This is a genomic window from Oscillibacter sp. KLE 1745 (assembly GCF_000469445.2).
Lineage (GTDB): Bacteria > Bacillota > Clostridia > Oscillospirales > Oscillospiraceae > Oscillibacter > Oscillibacter welbionis.
Genome location: NZ_KI271740.1, coordinates 1 through 17,155 on the forward strand (window position 1 = coordinate 1; position 17,155 = coordinate 17,155).

The following is a 17,155-nucleotide window of genomic DNA, read 5'->3' on the forward strand; positions in this document are numbered from 1 at the left end:
GACGGCGGCACCCAGATGCCGGACATGGTCCGCAAGTACTCCAACAAGGGTGTTTTCACTGTTTACCAGATTTTCCTGAGCGTACTGCTGCTGCTGGTCGGCGCGGTGTTCATCTACACCCCCGGCGACATCGCCGCCACTCAGGTGTTTGGTTTTGACGGTGCTGCCACCTCTGTCTCCACCTGGGTGATTTACGGTGTCATCTTCGTTTATTATCTGATCGCCACCGTGTTCCCCATCGATGCCATCATCGGCCGCATCTATCCCATCTTCGGTGCTATCCTGCTGCTGTCTGCCGTGGGTGTGTTCATCGGCATGTTCGTCAAGGGCTATCCCCTGCTGAACCTGTGGGACAACTGGCAGAGCGCCACCTTCAATTATGGTGAGTATTTCACCGCGCAGCACTTCATTCCTGTGTTCTTCATCACTGTGGCCTGCGGCATTCTCTCCGGCTTCCATTCCACGCAGACCGCTATCATCTCCCGCACCATGAAGAGCGAGAAGCAGGGCCGCATGACCTTCTACAATATGATGATTCTGGAAGGCTTCATTGCCATGATCTGGGCCGCCGCCGCTATGGGCGTGTACAACCTGGGTCTGCAGGAGGTCAATGCCTCTCTGGCCACCGGCACTGTCGGCATCATCTGCCGCGATCTGCTGGGCCCCGTGGGCGGCATCATCGCCCTGCTGGGCGTCATCGTTCTGCCCATCACCTCCGGCGATACCGCGCTGCGTTCTCTGCGCCTGTCCATCTCTGACTCTCTGCACATCGATCAGAGCTCCAAGCCGAAGCGCTTGGGCCTGTCCGCCATCATCTTCGCGCTGGTGGCTGTGATTCTGGTCTTTGCGAAGAGCAGCCCCGATGGATTCAATCTGCTGTGGCGTTACTTCGCATGGTCCAACCAGACCCTGTCCCTGTTCGCATTCCTGGGTATCTCCGTATGGATGTTCGAGAACAGCAAGGCCAAGTGGGTGTGGATCCCCCTGATTCCCGGTGCTTGGTACACCTTTGTTACAGTGACCTTCATTGCCAATGCACAGATCGGCTTCCATATTCCCTGGACGCCCGCCTACATCATCGGTGTCTGCGCTGCTGTGGCTTACGTTGCTATCATTGTCTGGTACGGCAAGAAGCGCGCTGCCCGGCTCCAGAAGCTGTAAGCTGTAACTATTTTCTGAAACAAACCCGTCCCGCCACTTGGCGGGACGGGTTCTTTTTATCCCAAAACCACGCCCATGCCTGTTAGAACCCCCAGCACCGCCGCCATCACGGGCGCTGGGGATCGGCACAGGCGGAAGGACTCCGGCAGCAGTTCGCCGAATACCACGTACAGCATCGCCCCGGATGCTCCGCCCAGTGTGAGCATCTGCAGGCCCGGCCCCATCGTTCCCAGACAGAAGCCCAAAACCGCCCCCAGCACCGTGGGCGCGCCGGCTGCCGCTGTGGTCAGGACTGCCCGTCCTCTGCTGGCACCGCCTGCCGCCAGGGGAACTGCAACAGCCATTCCCTCTGGAATGTTGTGGAGCCCGATCACCAGTGCCATCATTCGCCCATCCTGTCCCGCTTCGGCCAGATCCGCAGCGTAGGAGGCTCCGATTACCATCCCCTCTGGCAGGTTGTGCAGGGCAATAGCGGCTGCCATCACCACACCTGCCAGAAAGAGCCCTCCCCGCTTCGCACCTGCCTGCAGCCCGCTTACCAGCTCCTCCAGGAGCCAGATCCCCCCGCAGCCCGCCAGTACGCTGGCAGATGCCGCAGGAAGCGCGGAGAGCCCTGGCCCCGCCTGAATGGCATCGGTCAGCAGGTCTGCACACACCACAGCAAGCATCATGCCCGCCGCAAAGCTCAGCAGCACACTCACGGTCCTGTCCGTACCTCTGCGGAACAGATAGGCGGCCAGGCCCCCCAGCCCGGTCCCTCCCATGCCTGCCGCGGCCGTGACAGCTATGATCGTACCCACAATCTTCTCTCCCTCCCATAAAGATGGGCCAGGAACACCGCATAAGCGGCATTCCTGGCCTTTCGCGTTCTTCTGTATCCGTTGTCGACTCACAGCAGCATATACAGCAGCAGGAAGATCAGCCCTCCGCCTGCCAGCATGAGATCAAAGGAGAATGTCTCTTCCGTTAGGAAACGGAGGGGTTTCCGTCCGTATGTGCCGAAGTTCTCGGCCCGCTTCGGCACAAAGATGCCGGGGGCCTTGGTAAAGAGGATCCGCTCCCCCAGCAGCACCAGCCAGTCGCCTACGGAGGCGGCCACCCGGGCGCAGAGGGCCCCCACAAAGGTCAGGGCCGACAGCAGCGGGCGGTATACCAGATTCTCCAAATCCAGCCGGGCCGGCCAGCGGTCCAGATAAACCATGCCATCCGCCTCCCGCCGCATCAGCAGCCCTCGGACCACCAGGAGATAGACTGCTGCGCCAATAGCTAGGGAGATGCATGCGCCCTTCAGGTTGACCCAGGCAAAATAATGGACGCTGTGACCAGGATCTGCCCGCAGGAATCGCCCCGCCCATTGGGCCAGAGGCTCCATGGTCAGTCCCGGAGTCAGGCCCAGCACCAGCAGCAGGGCTGCGCCCACACTCAACGCCGCATGGGTGCCCGGGGACATATAGTCCTTCAAGGCCGGCCGTTGGCCAACAGCACGGCTGGAGACAAAAATCGCCACGAACAGCTTTGTCATGTACGCCGCTGTCAGTCCGCCGGAGAGCAGAAACAGCCACTCCACCGTCGTGAACCAACCTGCGGCGGCCCCCGCGTGCTCCAGCACATGGATGTACTCCACGATGCTCTCATGGAGCAAGGTCTTGCTCACATAGCCGGAAAAACCCGGTACGCCTGCAATGGAGGCCGCCCCCACGAAGAACAGGACCTTCAAAACCGGCTTGTTCCGCCCCCAGCCCCGGATGTCATTGAGATTCAGCGAGTGAGTTCCCAGATACACCACACCTGCCGCCACAAACAACACCAGCTTGATGAGGGAGTGGTTCAGCATGTGCAGCACCGTGCCCCAGGCCGCCAGGGCGTTCTCGCCGTTCAGGAAGCCCTGCATGGCTGTGCCCACCAGAATAAAGCCGATCTGGGACATGGAGGAGCAGGCCAGCGTCCGCTTCAAATCGACGGAGAACAGCGCCAGCACAGCTCCCAGCACCATGGTCACCACGCCCAGGGCCAGTACCACTGTATTCCAGGGAAGCTCTGTCCAGAACAGATACCGGCAGAGAATGAGCACACCGAAAACACCGCTCTTGGTCAGGATGCCGGACAGCAGGGCAGACGCCGGTGCCGGCGCCACGGGATGGGCTTTTGGCAGCCAGATGTGCAGGGGGAACATCCCGGCCTTGGCGCCAAATCCCACCAATGCGCATCCACCGGCCACGTACAGGGACCCGCGCTTCTCCGCAGGCAGCGCGGATACCGCCTCCGCCATAGCAGAAAACTCCAGCGTCCCCAGCAGCTGCTGGAGGAGCAGCAGGCCCGCCAGCAGCGCCATGCCGCCGATCACAGCCACAGCCAGATACGTCTGTCCGGCCTGCCGGGCCTCCTCCGTCTCGTTTTGCACCACCCATACATAGGAGGTGAAGGACATCATCTCAAAGAACACGAACAGCGTGAACAGGTCCGCTGCCAGAAACACCCCCATCAGAGCCCCCAGCGTCAACAGCCAGAAAAAGTAGAAACGATTACAGCCCTCGGCGGCGGCAAAGTAGCTGGGGCAGTTGAGGCCGGTGGCCGCCCACAGGAAGGCGCTCACCAGCGCCAGCAGGCTCCCCAGACTCCCGGCCTGAAGCCGCAGGCCAAAGCCAAAGACCCCCGGCAGCTCCAGGGCAGCCCCGGGCCACAGCAGAAGCAGCAGTGCAGCGGCCAGCTCCACTGCGGGAATGATCTGGATCAGCCAATTCCGGTATCTCCTGTCCCGCCGCCGCAGCGGGAACACCCAGGCAGAGAGCAGCATGGGGAACAGGACCAGAAACAGCAGCAGAATGTTTCCCATCGTCTCCCTCCCTTACCAGTTCCGCGGAACCGCGTTCCATAAAAAGCCGATCACTTCGTTGGACAGCAGCGCCAGAATCACACCGGAGGCGGTCAGCAGCACCAGCGGGATCCACATGGTCCTGGCCGGGTCGTGTACCCGGGCCAGTGCCGCACGGTCCAGCTCTCCCACCGGGAAATAGGCCCGCACCACAATAGTCAGCATGTACAGCGTCGTCAGCAGCGTGGACAGAATCAGCGCGGCGATGCCCGCGTAGGCCAGCGGATTCACCGAGGCCACTGCCGCCTCCGCAATCATCCACTTGCCTGCGAAGCCTCCCAACGGCGGCATTCCGATCAGCGCAAAGGAGGAGACGGTGAATGTGGCAAACACCACCGGCATGGCCCGGCCGAAGTCCTCCATCTCATAGATATACTCCTTCCCGCTCTTGAGAATAATGGCGCCGGCGCAGCAGAACATGGTGATCTTGGTGAATGCGTGGTAGACCATGTGGGTCATGCCGCCCACCATCCCTGCCGGGGTCATCAACGTCAGGGCAAAGAGGATGTAGGAAAGGTTGCTCACCGTGGAAAACGCCAGCCGCCGCTTCAGATGGGGTGTCCGCAGCGCCCGAGCGGAGCCGTAAACAATGGTCACGATAGCCGCCGTCATCACCACCGTCTGGGCCCAGCTTCCCCGCAGGAAATCCGCCCCGAAGCCGTAGTAAATTAGCCGCAGCACTGCGAAGGCGCCGGCCTTGACCACCGCCACTGCATGGAGCAGTGCAGACACCGGCGTAGGTGCCACCGAGGCGTCCGGCAGCCAGCCGTGGAAGGGAAATACTGCCGCCTTCACCCCGAAGCCGAAAAAGGCCGCCACAAACACCAGCTCCAGCGTCCGCTCGTTTCCCGCCGCCAGACTCTGATCCAGAATGCCGCCGTAGGTGAAGTTCAGGTGTCCCACGCCGTAATTCAGCAGAAAGACGATCCCGATAAAGGCAAACGCCGCGCCGGAAAGGGAGTACACCAGATACTTCCGCCCGGCATACCGGGCCTTCTCGTCCATGGCGTGCATCACCAAAGGCAGCGTGGTCAGCGTCAGGACCTCATAGAAGAAATACAGCGTCAGAAAATCCTCGGAATAAGCGATACCCAGCACCACACCGTAGGCCATCAGCCAAAAAGCGAAGAACCGGTTCTCATGCCCCTCGTGGGACATATAGTCCAGCGAGTACGCCGTCACCAGCGGCCACAGCACGGACACGATGGCCCCATAGACCATGGACGCCCCGTCGATCCGCAGGGAGATGGAGAACGCCTCGTTGAATCTCACCATGATGCAGGCCAGAAAGCCGCTCCCATAGAGATAGGTCAGCACGATACAGGCCAGAGACAGTGCTGTCGTTGCCAGGGATGCCGCCATGATATAGATGCTCCGCACCCTCCGGCTCTTGGGCTGCAGGATCAGCAGCGCGATTCCCAGCACGATGGGAACCAGAATGGGCAATGTCAGAAATTGGCGCACAGACGTACCTCCCTTCTCAAAGCTTCCCCACTGTCAGGGGAACAGCCGGGCCGCCAGAAGACCCAGCCAATGCAGCAGGCCGCCGGGCAGCAGACCCATCAGCACCACAGCCGCGGCAAAGGCAATCATGGGCCATGTCATCTGGACTCCCACTTCCCGCCGCTCCGTAATAAAATCCCGGCCGGGGAAGAATCCCTCTGTCACCACCGGCAGCAGGTATCCCGCCGTCAGCAGGGCGGAGACCACCAGCACCACCAGCCCTGCGACGCCAAAGGCCTGGATCGGTGCCTCCAGGCTGGCGGCGAGCAGGTACCACTTGCTCACGAATCCCGCCATGGGCGGAATCCCGATCAGGGAGAGGGCCGCCAGGGTGAAGCACCACATGGTTACCGGCATCCGCCGGCCGATGCCCCGCAGTTGATCCACCCGGGTGCAGTTGGTGGAGAAGATGATGGCGCCCGCCGCCAGGAAGAGCGTATCCTTGGCCAGGGCATGGAAGACCATCTGCAGAAGAGAGGCCTGGACGCCATCCGGCGTCAGCAGCATCAGGCCGAACAGCACATAGGACACCTGGCTCACCGTGGAATAGGCCAGCCGCCGCTTCAGCTGCTTTTCCCGATAGGCCAACATGGACCCCACGAACACCGTGGCCAGCGTCAGCGTCAGCAGCACATACTGGGGCCAGCTGCCCGCCAGAAACTCCGGTCCAAACATATAATAAGTAACCCGGATCACAGCCACCACGCCACCCTTGGTAATGACACCGGAGAGCACGGCTGAGGCTGGGGCCGGCGCCACCGGATGGGCGGCAGGCAGCCAGGACTGCATGGGCATCATGCCCGCCTTGGCCCCGAAGCCAACGATCATCAGACAGTATGCCACCAGCAGCAGCGGCTGGTGCTCTGCAGCCCGGGAGAAATCGATGGCCCCACCCGGCTGAAAATCCGGCACCGTCAAGTAATAGGCGATAAAGAAGTAGCCGGCCAGGGCCATGCCCGCGCCGAATACGGAATACCCCAAGTATTTGAAGCCTGCCCGGCGGGCCGCCGGCGTGGCATTGTGCAGCACCAGCGGCACCGTAATCAGGGACATCATCTCGAAGAACATATACATGGTCACGAAGTTGGCCGCCTGAGCAAGGCCCATCAGTACCCCCAGCGTCATGGTATAAAATCCCATGAACTGGTTGCCCTGCCCCGCATGGCGGATGTAGGGCTTTGTGAAGACCACCACCGGCGCCCAGATGCACACTGCCAGCACCATGAAGAACTTGGACAGCCAGTCGCTGTTCAGCACCAAGCCCAAGTCCCCCTGGATGGTCAGCAGCCACAGCCGCTGGGTGGGCATCGTGCAGTTAGCCAGCACCATCACGGCGGTGATCACGATCAGCGTCACCACCAGCCAGTCACGGTAAGTCTCATTTTTCTGCCGGAATACGAAGATCCCGCCGATCAGCGGCACCAGAATAGGCAGCAGCAACAGCATGGGCGCACTCCCTCACAAACAACAAGTCTCAAATCAGCCGGACACCCGCCTCGATCAGGTCTGTGATCGGGTGGTAAAAAATGCCCAGCACAAAAATTCCCACGATCAGGATGGCGGCAGCCGCGGTGAAGGCCCGGTCCGCAGCCAGATCCCCCGGATGCACGTCGGCCAGGACCAGCGCCTCATCCTCCGCCGGGGGCTTCACCCAGATGGCCAGCAGCGCCGGAACATAGTACAGTGCGTTCAGCACCGTGGACAGGGCGATGGTCAGCAGGATCATCGCCGTCATACCGGTGGGCACGGCCGCGCTGGCAAAGTAGAGCTTGGAGACAAAGCCGCCGAACAGGGGGATGCCGATCATGGACAGGGCCCCCACAGTGAAGCCCAAGCCCGCCCCAATGTCCCGGTAGGCGCTGCCCCGCAGGTTCTTCAGGCTCTTGTGGTGGCCGCTGACGGCGGAGAGTCTGCCGGCGCAGAGAAACAGCAGCGGCTTGCAGCAGGCATGGACCAGGATATGGAAACAGGAGGCGATCAGCCCCTCGATGCTCCCCAGGCCCACACCCATGAAGATATACCCCACCTGCGCCACGGAGGAATACGCCAGCATCCGCTTGATATGGTTCTCCCGCATAGCAGCCAGAGAGCCCAGAATCATTCCCAGCAGCCCAAAGGCCAGGATCACGTCGGTGACTCCCAGCTCCACCATCAGCTCCATGGAGAAAACCCGCAGGATCATCACCAGCAGCAGCACGATGTACCCCTTCAGCACCAAGCCGGACAAGATGGCGGAGGACGCTGTGGTGGCGCCGCCGTGGGCATCCGGCAGCCACAGGTGGAAGGGGAACATGGCGCTCTTGACGCCCAGCCCCGCCACCAGCAGCCCTACAGCCACCGTCAGCGGGAGCGTGTAGCTCTCCGAGAGCCGCAGCTCCGCCACTGCCTCCGCCAGAGAGGGCATCAGCAGATAGCCGGTGATGCTGTTCAAAATGGTCAGCCCGATCAGGAACAGCCCGGACCCCACCAGGCTCATGAACAGGTACCGGATGGTGGCGATCAGATTGGGGCCGTTGTCCTTGGCCATCACCAGCGCGCAGGCCGCGATGGTGCTGGTCTCGATGAACACATACCCGGTGAACATGTCGTTGGTGTAGGTCAGTGCCAACAGGGACGCCTCCAGCATGTTCACCATGACAAAGTAAAACTTCTGCTTCTCCGGCAGGATGTCCTGAAACAGGTCCCGCCGCCCACCCGCCAGAGCAAGGGCCATCACCAGGGAGAACACGGCGGCCAGCAGTGCCTGAAGCGGCCCGCAGTTGATGGCGTTGCCGTACGGCGCCAGGAATCGCCCCATGGCGTAGGTGAAGCTCACTCCCTCTGCATAGGTGTATTCCAGTACCCAGCCGTTCAGCAGCGCGGATGCAGCGCACACTCCGATGGTGATCCAGTAGCTGATCCGCCCGCTGCGGATGGCCGCGGTCACGATGGCCGCCAGGATAGCCAGAAAAATCGAAAAGAAGGGAAAGTTCTCCACAAACGGCCGCATCAGTCGTCCTCCTTCTTGGCCCGCTCCAGCAGCTCCCGCATCTCAATGGTGCCATAGCGGCGGTAGATCCGCTGGATCAACGCCAGGGAAAACGCCGTGATGGACACAGATACCACAATGCCGGTCAGCACCAGGCCGCTAGGGATCGGATTGATGTACAGCGGGTCGAAGCCCCGGTCCCCCACGATGGGCGCGACGCCCCCGTCAATATACCCCAGCGAGGCCAGCAGCAGGAAGACGGCCGAGTCCATGATGTTGAATCCGATCACCTTGCGCAGCAGATTCTGCTGCAGCATCAGATTCGTGAAGCCGATGCCGAACAGGATGACGGCAGTGACCGCGTAGCGGTTCTGGATGATCTCCTCCAGCATTCTCTTCTCCGCCTCCTCTCAGATCTCTCCCCTGGAAAACAGGGCGTAGAATCCATATACGGTGCAGGCCACCACCAGCCCCACCGCCAGGTCGATCAGCAGGATCATCCCGGTGAGGTAATTGGGCAGGCCGTTGGCCCCGATGAAGATGTAAACGCCGTACAGCACAGCATACAGCAGCAGACCGAAGGTCCGCACCGCGCTGTACCGCCTCTGGTTCATCAGCACCCGCGTGTGTCCGGGGCCAAAGGCAGCGGAAAACAGGATCAGTCCCGCCCCCAGGATAGTCCCGCCGGAAAACCCGCCGCCCGGCGACGTCTCGCCGTTCAGCAGCACATAGATGGCAAAAAGGAAAATAAAAGGAAGCAGCACCCAGGCCACCTGCTTGAGGATCAGGTCAGAGCGGCCCTGCACGGCGGTCTCCTCCCGCTCCATCTGCTGGAGCTCATGCTCGCTGGTGTTCTTCCGGTCCCGCAACAGCAGGATCATCACCGCCGACACCGCCAGAAACAGCACGCAGCTCTCCCCCAAAGTATCGAAGCCGCGGTAGCCGATAATCATGGCCGTCACCACGTTCTCAGAGCCCGTCTCCTCTTCGCTGTGCTCCAGATATCGCTCCGCCACCTCGTTGTTGATGGGGTTGTCTTCCTGGCCGAATCCGGGCATGTTCATCACTGTGGTGAACAGGATAATTCCCAGCGCCACGCAGATCACCGCCGCGGCGATGGGATACCAGTTGAAAAACTTCCGCAGCCGGTCCTTTTCCCGCCGCTCGAACTCCTCCTCTGACGGGCGGAATTCCCGGTGGGGGCGCTGCTCCATGACGAACAGTGTCCGGTCCTTGGGCTCCCGATCTCCGTCCACCCAGGAGATAAACTGTTTCAGCCGGTCCGGCTGCTCCTCTTTTTTACTCATCCCGTGTCCCCTTCAGCGCGTGGATCTTCTTCAGCGTCAGGAAAAAGAGGATGCTGGTCACACCGGCGCCCACAGCCGCCTCCGTAATGGCCAGATCCGGGCTCTGGAGCAGGCTCCACAGCACCGCCATCATCAGGGACAGCGCCATATACACGATTACCGATGCCAGCAGCCGCTTGCACAGCGGCGCTGCAATAGCACACACGATCACCCCGACCAGCAGGATGTATTCCAGAACGATCATCGTACCTCCACCTCGCATTCCTTTTCCAAATCCGGGACTGTGGATACCTCCATCTCCGCGACCAGATGGCTGCACACCGGACTGGTCAGCCATAAAAACACAAAGATCAGCAGCGTCTTTGCGGCGGACAGGGACCAGCCGTGCAGCAGCATCAGCCCGATCAGAACGCAGAAGATACCCAGGGAGTCCCCCACTGCGGCGGCGTGCATCCGGTTGAGCACATAATCGAACCGGAACAGCCCCAGCACAGCGGAGAAAAACACGAACAGGCCGAACAGGAAACATGCCAGCCCGGCTGCGGTCACCAGATTATCGATCATGGGCGTTTCCTCCCGTCTTCTCCCGCTCCGGGCGTTTCCGCCGCCGGGCCGCCACCAGACGGGAGACCACCACCACCGCCAGAAAGCTCAGCAGCGCGAACACCAGGGCCACATCCACCAGAAAGTCCTCCCGCAGCCAGACGGAGAGCAGCACCAGCTCCGCGATCACCAGCGTACTGATGACATTCACGGCCACGATGCGGTCCGTAAACCGGGGGCCCAGCACCGCCCGCACCAGCGTCGCCAGGATCAGCAGCGCCAGCACCACGGCGCCCGCGGTCAGCACCCAGGTCCTCACTTCTTCCATTGGGCCGCCTCCATCCTCTCCAGCCGCTGCTGGAAGGAACTGTCCTCAATCCCCTCCGCCAGCGGCGTGTCCAGTGTGTGCACCAGCATCCGGCCGTCCTCGGCCCGCACGGTGATTGTCCCCGCGGTGAGCGTGATCGAGTCTGCCAGCATCGCCCTGCGGCGGTCTGTCTTCAGCGGGGTGTGGAACCACACCAGCTTGGGCTCGATGCCCTTGGGGCGGGTGTAGATGATCCGCATGATTACCAGTCCGGCCTTCAGCATCTCCGCCAGCAGGTGAGCAAAATACCGCGCCATGGCCCAGATTCTGGAAGGACTGCCGCAGAACACCCGCCACTGATAGCCCAGCACCCGCTTGCAGAACCAGGAGATCAGCGCCGAGACTGCAACGCCCCACAGGCAGGTATGGACACTGATCCCGCCGGACAGCAACAGCCACAGCAGGAAAAACAGCAGGAACATCGCTTTGCCTCCCTCCTTGCGCTATATACAAAAAGAGACGTCTCCGCAAGTGGTGTGTTTCCTCCCTCAACGGCGGATGGCACACGCTTGTTGGACGTCATCGTCTACCCGTTTTTCGTTAAAAAACGCACAAGCTTTAACATTATTTTAACGATTCTCCACGTCTCTGTCAACTATTTCAGCGGTTTTGACCCTCCTGGCACGCCGGAAAATATCCACAAATCTCTGAATCAAATTTCGGCGTTCTGACAAAGCGTCACAATTCTTCCAAATGTGCTCTGTCAAGCAGCCGTCTCTTCCGTCATATTTTCCAACTCCCTCCAGTGGGCACCGCATATCCCCACCCCGGCCTGCATAGTCTCCAAAGGAGGTGATGTCCAACATGACGATCCATGTGGTCCAAGCCGGCGAGACGGTCGGCTCCATCGCGGAATCCTACGGCGTCGATCCCGCCCGCCTGGCCGCGGACAATGCCGTGCCCCCCAGCGGCGCCCTGGCGGTGGGACAAACTCTGGTGGTCCGCTTTCCCCGCCAGGTCCACGCTGTCCGGGCCGGGGAGACCCTGGCTTCCATCGCGGAGGCATACGGCACCACAGTCCGCCGCCTCTGGCAGAACAACTGGCCTCTGGGCGGCGGAGCAGCCCTCCAGCCCGGACAGGTCCTGGTGATCTCATACTTTGACGAGCCCCTGGGCGCCGCCGCCTTCAACGGTTATGCCTACCCCTACATTGATATGTCCCTTCTGAATGCGGAGCTTCCCTATCTCACCTATCTGACCCCTTTCACCTACGGGATCACCGCCGACGGCGATTTGCTCCAGCTGGAGGATGACGCTCTCCTCTCCGCTGCCCGTCAGCGGGGCGTCCGCCCGGTGATGCATCTGTCCACCATGACAGAAACCGGTCAGTTCGACACCCAGCGGGCCACCCTGGTCCTGACAGACAGCGCCGTCCAGGACCGCCTGGTGGATCAGGTCCAGCAGACACTCCGCCGCCGTGGCTACGCCGGGCTGGATGTGGACTTTGAATTTCTCCCCGGCCAGCTGGCGGCGGCCTACGCCGCCTTTCTCGCCCGCCTGCGGCGGCTCCTGAACTCCCAGGGCTTCTTTCTCTGGGCCGCTCTGGCCCCCAAGACCTCCGCCCGGCAGGCGGGACTTCTGTACGAGGGGCACGACTATGCCGCTGTGGGTGCCGCTGTGGACGGCGTGCTTCTGATGACCTATGAGTGGGGCTACACCGCAGGACCGCCCATGGCGGTATCCCCCCTGCCCAACGTCCGGACCGTGCTAGACTACGCCGTGACGGAGATCCCGCCGGAGAAGATCTTCCTGGGCCTTTCCAACTACGGCTACGACTGGCCCCTGCCCTTTGTCCAGGGCGTCACCCGGGCGCCCTCCATCTCCAATCAGCGGGCCATCGAGCTGGCCATTGAACATGATGTGGCCATCCAGTACGATGAGACGGCCCAGGCCCCCTTCTTTCACTACACCGCAGCAGACGGCACAATTCACGAGGTCTGGTTTGAAGACGCCCGCAGTCTTTCCGCCCGTCTGTCCCTGATCGCGGAATACGGTTTCCAGGGCGCCGGCATCTGGAACCTGATGCGCCCCTTCTCCCAGCTCTGGCTGGTCATATCCTCTCTGTATCATATTGAGGATTGATTCCCCTGCGGAGTATTTGAAAAAGCACTTGACTTGGAGTAGACTCCAAGTGCTAAAGTGTTCTCATCAAAAGACAGCGCCCCGCAGGCGCAAAGGAGGCTTTTCAGTATGGCGCTTTCCGCATCTGCCAAAGACTATTTGTCCCGTTTCTTTCCTGGCCCTCCTTCCCCGCTGTGGGAAACGGATCCGGAGTTTATGGAGCTCTTCGCCAATTTCGCCCTGGACGAGGTGGTGAACCAGGGAGACCTGGATGACGCCGCCAGGATGATGGCTATTCTCGCTGCCCTGCTGGGCTGCCAGGGTGTGGAGGAATACCGCGTGCTGCTGCCCGCCGCCCTGCGGGCCGGCGTCACCCCTGTCCAGGTAAAGGAGATTCTCTATCAATCCGTGGCCTATCTGGGGATCGGCCGGGTGCGCCCCTTTTTCTCCGTGACGAATCAGGTGCTGACGGAGCAGGGCGTCGCCCTGCCGCTGGAGCCCGGCTCCACCACCACGGCAGAGACCCGGCTGGCCGCGGGCAACCAGGCCCAGGTGGATATCTTCGGTGAGGGGATGCGGGGCTTTCAGAACAGCGGCCCGGAGGAAAGCCGCCACATCAACCGCTGGCTGGCGGACAACTGCTTCGGCGACTACTACACCCGCGGGGGGCTGGACTATAAGCAGCGGGAAATGATCACCTTCTGCTTCCTGGCCGCCTTGGGCGGCTGCGAACCCCAGCTCACCAGCCACGCCGGTGCCAATCTGAGGATTGGAAACGACAATGCCTTCCTGATCCAGGTCATCTCCCAGTGCCTGCCCTACATCGGCTATCCCCGCAGCCTGAACGCCCTGCGGTGTGTGAACGACGCGGCCCAGGCCGCCCGCTGAGAGGAGCACGGCCATGACCATCGCCGAAGTGAGCAGGAAGTATGATATTTCAGCGGACACCCTTCGCTACTACGAGCGCATCGGCCTGATCCCGCCTGTCCCCCGCACCAGGGGCGGCCTGCGGGACTACGGGGAGGAGTCCTGCGGCTGGATCCAGCTGATGAAGTGCATGCGGGCCGCCGGGGTGCAGATCGAAGCCCTGATCGAATATGTGGACCTGTTCCAGCAGGGAGACGCCACCCTGGACGCCCGCAAGGCCCTGCTGGTAGAACAGCGGGACCAGCTGGTGTCCCGGATGGCGGAGATGCAGGCCTCTCTGGACCTGCTGAATCAGAAAATCGACCGGTACGAGCAGGGTATGATGACAGCTGAACAGCAGCTCCGCCGTCTTCACGCGGAGCGCGAAGGCGCCTGAGAGGCCCAAAAAGGACAATATACTGTCGAAGTTCGACAGTATATTGTCCTTTTATCCTTTATTGGAGCGTTTCAGCGGCCATCTGCTCCAGGCCAGCCACAGCACCCAGGACGCCGCCGCGCTGGAGGCCAGCACGGCCAGGAAATGCCCCATGCTGTTCTCCACCAGCGGACCTTCCAGGCCCAGCACCTCCGCGCCGCCCCGGACCAGCACGATGCACCAGGGGTGCAGGACATAGATCAGTGAAGAGAGCTTGCGGCAGCTCCGCCTCTCTCCGCGATTCAGCCCCAGCAGAAGGGAAAACAGGCAAACCATCACCAGCGGCAGCAGCATGTACATGCTGTCGTGCCGCTGGACCTGAAGCCCATGGAGCCAAAGCCCCTCTGCGGTCATGGCCGCGAAGGCGGCGCACAGGCCTGCAGCGGAGGTCCTCACGCTCCACCGCACACCGGCGGCTCCCAGCAGCAAAAATAGCGGCGTGAAAAACAGTCCGTTCCGCGTATAGGCAAAGATTTGGAAAATCCCCCCGTACAGCGCCTCCAGCGCCGGGAGCTGGCAGGTCAGTCCATAATAGCTGTCTCCGCCCAGGCCCACCAGGTAAAGGAGCCCGGCCGCGGTCAACGCCGTCCGGGGGCCCAGCCGGAGCAGCCCCCTGGCCACCAGAACACCCAGAATCACGCCTGGAAAATACCACAGGTGATAGAAGGTCCCATCCAGCAGGAGCTTTTTGACCCACTCCGCTGGCCCATAGCCGCCGTTGTACCAGTTCAACGGCAGATACAGCAGCACCGCCGCCCCGTAGAGCAGACAGGTCTTTTTCAGAAAGGTGCCGGTCCTGCGCCACTGGTCCTTTGCCAGAAAATAGCCGCTGACCATCAGGAAAAACGGCACCGCCACCCGGGCCAGCACCCGGGTGAACCAGAAGTCCCACAATGGGGAAACAGACACCAGCGGGGAGGTGTGGTTCGCCACCACCAGCACCACCGCCGCCAGACGGAAGAGATCCAACGCCGCGCCCCGGCGTCCGTCTGCCATACCTACACCTCCCAAACTGTCACGACAAATCCGTTCCGGTTGTCGCCGGAGACCTGGCAGCAGCCCTCCGGCAAGCGGAGCTCCGTCTCATCGCCGGCGCAGGGCATGTAAAACACCCGTGCGCTCCGCCCATGTTCCAGGCGGCACGTCCTGGGCGCTGTCTGCACCCAGTCCAGATACTCCTCCAGGCACAGGCCCTCCCGCTCCATCAGCAGGGCATGAGGCGTCCCCACATACCGATAGTGCCACGGCTCACAGGCGATACCGGTCAGGGACTCCTTTTCCCGGTGGTACCGCTGGATGAAGCCGTACCGGGGCGCCAGTCGCCGGAACCGCCCGCAGGCGCCTTCCTCCGGAAAATCGGGCCGGATGAAGTCGATCTCCCGCGCTGCCCGGCCCAGGTCGATGGCAAGCCCCGTCTGGTGCTCGCTGCACCCGGGGACCGCCACATACTGCCGGGTGAACGCCTCTCCCCGTCTTTGCAGGGTGTCCTCCCAAATGGCCTGCTGCTCCGCCTGACTGCGCCAGCCGGAGACCGGCACGATCTCCCGCGCCCCGCCTGCTGCCTGGATGCAGGCGGCCAGCAGCCGGGCGGCCTGCCGCTCCAGCAGGATATTGGGATACCGCTCGTCCGCTGCTGTCAGCAGCTGCCGCGGCTCCTCCGCCAGGGGATGCTGACGGTTCACCAGCACCAGCGGCCCGGAGCGCATCTGCCGCCGGCTGTACCGCGCCGCCCTCATAGCTCGGCCCCCAGCTGGATCAGGCGGCTCACCAGCTCCCGGAAGGGGATGCCGGCGGCACGCATCATGGCAGGATAGCGGCTGTGGGGCGTGAAGCCCGGGATCGTGTTCACTTCGTTGAACACAATCTCCCCCCAGGGGGTGAGGAACAGGTCCACCCTGGCAAATCCCCGGCAGCCCAGTGCCCGGTAGAGGACCTTCGCCGTCTCCCGGATCTCCGCTGCCTTTTGCGGGGCGATCCGGGCGGGGCAGTGGATGGCCGATGTCTGGAGGGTGTATTTCTCCGTATAGTTGAAGAAGCCCCGGGACAGCTCCACCTCATCCACCGCCCCGACGGTGAGCTCCCGGTTCCCCAGCACCGCACAGCCCACCTCAAAGCCGGGAATGGCCTCCTCCAGCAAAATCTCGCCGTCGTGGCGGAAGGCCGCCTCCACCGCCGGAGCCAGCTGTGCCGGCTCCTCCACCCGGCTCACGCCGAAGGAAGAACCCGCCCGCACCGGCTTGACAAACAGCGGCCAGCCCAGTGTTTCGGCTGCCGTCCGGAGCTCCTCAAAGGCACAGTCCTCCGGGAAGAGACGGCTCCGGGGCACCCGTACCCCCGCCAGAGCCGCCAGCTTGTGGGCTCGGTCCTTGTCCATACACAGGGCGCTGGACAGCGTCCCGCAGCCTACCAGGGGCACACCGGCCAATTCCAGCGCCCCCTGAACCGTGCCGTCCTCACCGTTCCTGCCGTGGAGAACCGGGAAGGCCAAGTCAAAAGCCACTTCCCGGCCGGAGCCGTCCAACAGCACCAGGGCCCGGTTCCCCCGGTCCAGCCGCAGAGTGCAGGGCACGCACGCCGCCTCCCGCTGCCATCTTCCACCGGGAATGGCATCCAGCGGCCCTGTGTAAACATACCACGCCCCCTCCCGGGTGATCCCTACCGGGATGGGGCAGTACCGCTCCGGGTCCATGTGCGTCAGCACGCCGTGGGCGGACTGCAGAGACACCTCATGCTCTGAAGAGCATCCGCCGAACAGCACCAATATCCGCAATCTTTCCATCTCATGTCCTTTCCGGCGCCCAGCGCCTTTCCTGATGGAAAGATCGTATCAGATTCGCTTCCCGCAGATCTGTGGACGTTCCTGCAAACCTCCTGTGATTTTCCTGCGGAAATCTTACGAATTTCTTGCGGCGGCCTCCTGCAGGGGCAGGCGGACGGTAAAGGTGATCCGGTTGTCCGCGCTGGCAGCCCGGATCGTCCCGCCGTGGAGGGCAAGGATTTCCTTGGCTATGGCCAAGCCAAGGCCCGCGCC

General features: G+C 62.3%; 19 protein-coding genes. 4 read left to right on the forward strand and 15 right to left on the reverse strand.

Annotation, left to right across the window (positions count from 1 at the left end):
- A partial coding sequence (locus tag HMPREF1546_RS11520; protein WP_021751965.1) for a carbon starvation CstA 5TM domain-containing protein occupies positions 1-1,161 on the forward strand: 1,161 nt, incomplete at its 5' end.
- Between the two features lie 56 nt (positions 1,162-1,217).
- Here the strand turns inward: HMPREF1546_RS11520 and HMPREF1546_RS11525 are convergent.
- The 11 genes from HMPREF1546_RS11525 to HMPREF1546_RS11575 all read right to left on the reverse strand — a co-directional run bounded on the left by HMPREF1546_RS11525 (position 1,218) and on the right by HMPREF1546_RS11575 (position 11,143).
- Positions 1,218-1,961 (reverse strand): ZIP family metal transporter, encoded by a 744-nt coding sequence (locus tag HMPREF1546_RS11525; RefSeq protein WP_025544333.1) that lies wholly within the window; start codon positions 1,959-1,961, stop codon positions 1,218-1,220.
- 89 nt (positions 1,962-2,050) lie between these two features.
- Positions 2,051-3,994, reverse strand: a complete 1,944-nt coding sequence (locus HMPREF1546_RS11530; RefSeq protein ID WP_021749252.1) for a complex I subunit 5 family protein — start codon at positions 3,992-3,994, stop codon at positions 2,051-2,053.
- 12 nt (positions 3,995-4,006) lie between these two features.
- Complete coding sequence (locus HMPREF1546_RS11535) at positions 4,007-5,497, reverse strand: complex I subunit 5 family protein (protein ID WP_021749253.1); 1,491 nt, start codon at positions 5,495-5,497, stop codon at positions 4,007-4,009.
- A gap of 33 nt (positions 5,498-5,530) precedes the next feature.
- The gene (locus HMPREF1546_RS11540) at positions 5,531-6,982 is read right to left on the reverse strand and encodes a complex I subunit 5 family protein (protein ID WP_021749254.1); all 1,452 of its coding nucleotides are present in this window, start codon (positions 6,980-6,982) and stop codon (positions 5,531-5,533) included.
- Between the two features lie 28 nt (positions 6,983-7,010).
- A complete protein-coding gene (locus HMPREF1546_RS11545) occupies positions 7,011-8,525 on the reverse strand; it encodes a complex I subunit 5 family protein (RefSeq protein ID WP_021749255.1) in 1,515 nt (504 codons plus the stop codon).
- Positions 8,525-8,896, reverse strand: a complete 372-nt coding sequence (locus tag HMPREF1546_RS11550) for a sodium:proton antiporter (RefSeq protein ID WP_021749256.1) — start codon at positions 8,894-8,896, stop codon at positions 8,525-8,527. Before HMPREF1546_RS11550 ends, HMPREF1546_RS11545 begins: the two co-directional genes overlap by 1 nt.
- An 18-nt stretch (positions 8,897-8,914) precedes the next feature.
- Positions 8,915-9,811, reverse strand: coding sequence for a hydrogen gas-evolving membrane-bound hydrogenase subunit E (gene mbhE / locus HMPREF1546_RS11555; RefSeq protein WP_021749257.1), 897 nt, complete (start codon positions 9,809-9,811; stop codon positions 8,915-8,917).
- Complete coding sequence (locus HMPREF1546_RS11560; protein ID WP_021749258.1) at positions 9,804-10,055, reverse strand: hydrogenase subunit MbhD domain-containing protein; 252 nt, start codon at positions 10,053-10,055, stop codon at positions 9,804-9,806. Before HMPREF1546_RS11560 ends, mbhE begins: the two co-directional genes overlap by 8 nt.
- A complete protein-coding gene (gene mnhG, locus HMPREF1546_RS11565) occupies positions 10,052-10,375 on the reverse strand; it encodes a monovalent cation/H(+) antiporter subunit G (protein WP_021749259.1) in 324 nt (107 codons plus the stop codon). The genes HMPREF1546_RS11560 and mnhG overlap by 4 nt, the downstream gene beginning before the upstream one ends.
- Positions 10,365-10,682 carry a monovalent cation/H+ antiporter complex subunit F gene (locus HMPREF1546_RS11570; RefSeq protein ID WP_021749260.1) on the reverse strand — a complete coding sequence of 106 codons (318 nt, stop codon included), beginning with the start codon at positions 10,680-10,682 and terminating at the stop codon, positions 10,365-10,367. Before HMPREF1546_RS11570 ends, mnhG begins: the two co-directional genes overlap by 11 nt.
- A complete protein-coding gene (locus HMPREF1546_RS11575) occupies positions 10,670-11,143 on the reverse strand; it encodes a Na+/H+ antiporter subunit E (RefSeq protein WP_021749261.1) in 474 nt (157 codons plus the stop codon). Before HMPREF1546_RS11575 ends, HMPREF1546_RS11570 begins: the two co-directional genes overlap by 13 nt.
- A 382-nt stretch (positions 11,144-11,525) precedes the next feature.
- Between HMPREF1546_RS11575 and HMPREF1546_RS11580 the strand changes: the two genes are divergently transcribed.
- From HMPREF1546_RS11580 to HMPREF1546_RS11590, 3 genes are all read left to right on the forward strand, one after another.
- On the forward strand, positions 11,526-12,803 hold the full coding sequence (locus HMPREF1546_RS11580; protein ID WP_036630330.1) for a glycosyl hydrolase family 18 protein: 1,278 nt from the start codon (positions 11,526-11,528) through the stop codon (positions 12,801-12,803).
- Positions 12,804-12,911: 108 nt separating this feature from the next.
- Positions 12,912-13,670: a carboxymuconolactone decarboxylase family protein gene (locus HMPREF1546_RS11585; RefSeq protein ID WP_021749266.1), complete on the forward strand. Its 759-nt coding sequence runs from the start codon at positions 12,912-12,914 to the stop codon at positions 13,668-13,670.
- A gap of 13 nt (positions 13,671-13,683) precedes the next feature.
- Complete coding sequence (locus tag HMPREF1546_RS11590) at positions 13,684-14,085, forward strand: MerR family transcriptional regulator (RefSeq protein ID WP_021749267.1); 402 nt, start codon at positions 13,684-13,686, stop codon at positions 14,083-14,085.
- A 51-nt stretch (positions 14,086-14,136) separates the two neighbouring features.
- Here HMPREF1546_RS11590 and HMPREF1546_RS11595 read toward each other — a convergent pair whose 3' ends face one another.
- The 4 genes from HMPREF1546_RS11595 to HMPREF1546_RS19680 all read right to left on the reverse strand — a co-directional run.
- On the reverse strand, positions 14,137-15,120 hold the full coding sequence (locus HMPREF1546_RS11595) for an acyltransferase family protein (RefSeq protein WP_021749268.1): 984 nt from the start codon (positions 15,118-15,120) through the stop codon (positions 14,137-14,139).
- Positions 15,121-15,122: 2 nt separating this feature from the next.
- Positions 15,123-15,860, reverse strand: coding sequence for a M15 family metallopeptidase (locus HMPREF1546_RS11600; protein ID WP_021749269.1), 738 nt, complete (start codon positions 15,858-15,860; stop codon positions 15,123-15,125).
- Entirely contained in the window at positions 15,857-16,903 is a 1,047-nt protein-coding gene (vanG, locus tag HMPREF1546_RS11605; RefSeq protein WP_021749270.1) for a D-alanine--D-serine ligase VanG, read from the reverse strand. Before vanG ends, HMPREF1546_RS11600 begins: the two co-directional genes overlap by 4 nt.
- A gap of 114 nt (positions 16,904-17,017) precedes the next feature.
- A partial coding sequence (locus HMPREF1546_RS19680) for an ATP-binding protein (RefSeq protein ID WP_021751966.1) occupies positions 17,018-17,155 on the reverse strand: 138 nt, incomplete at its 5' end.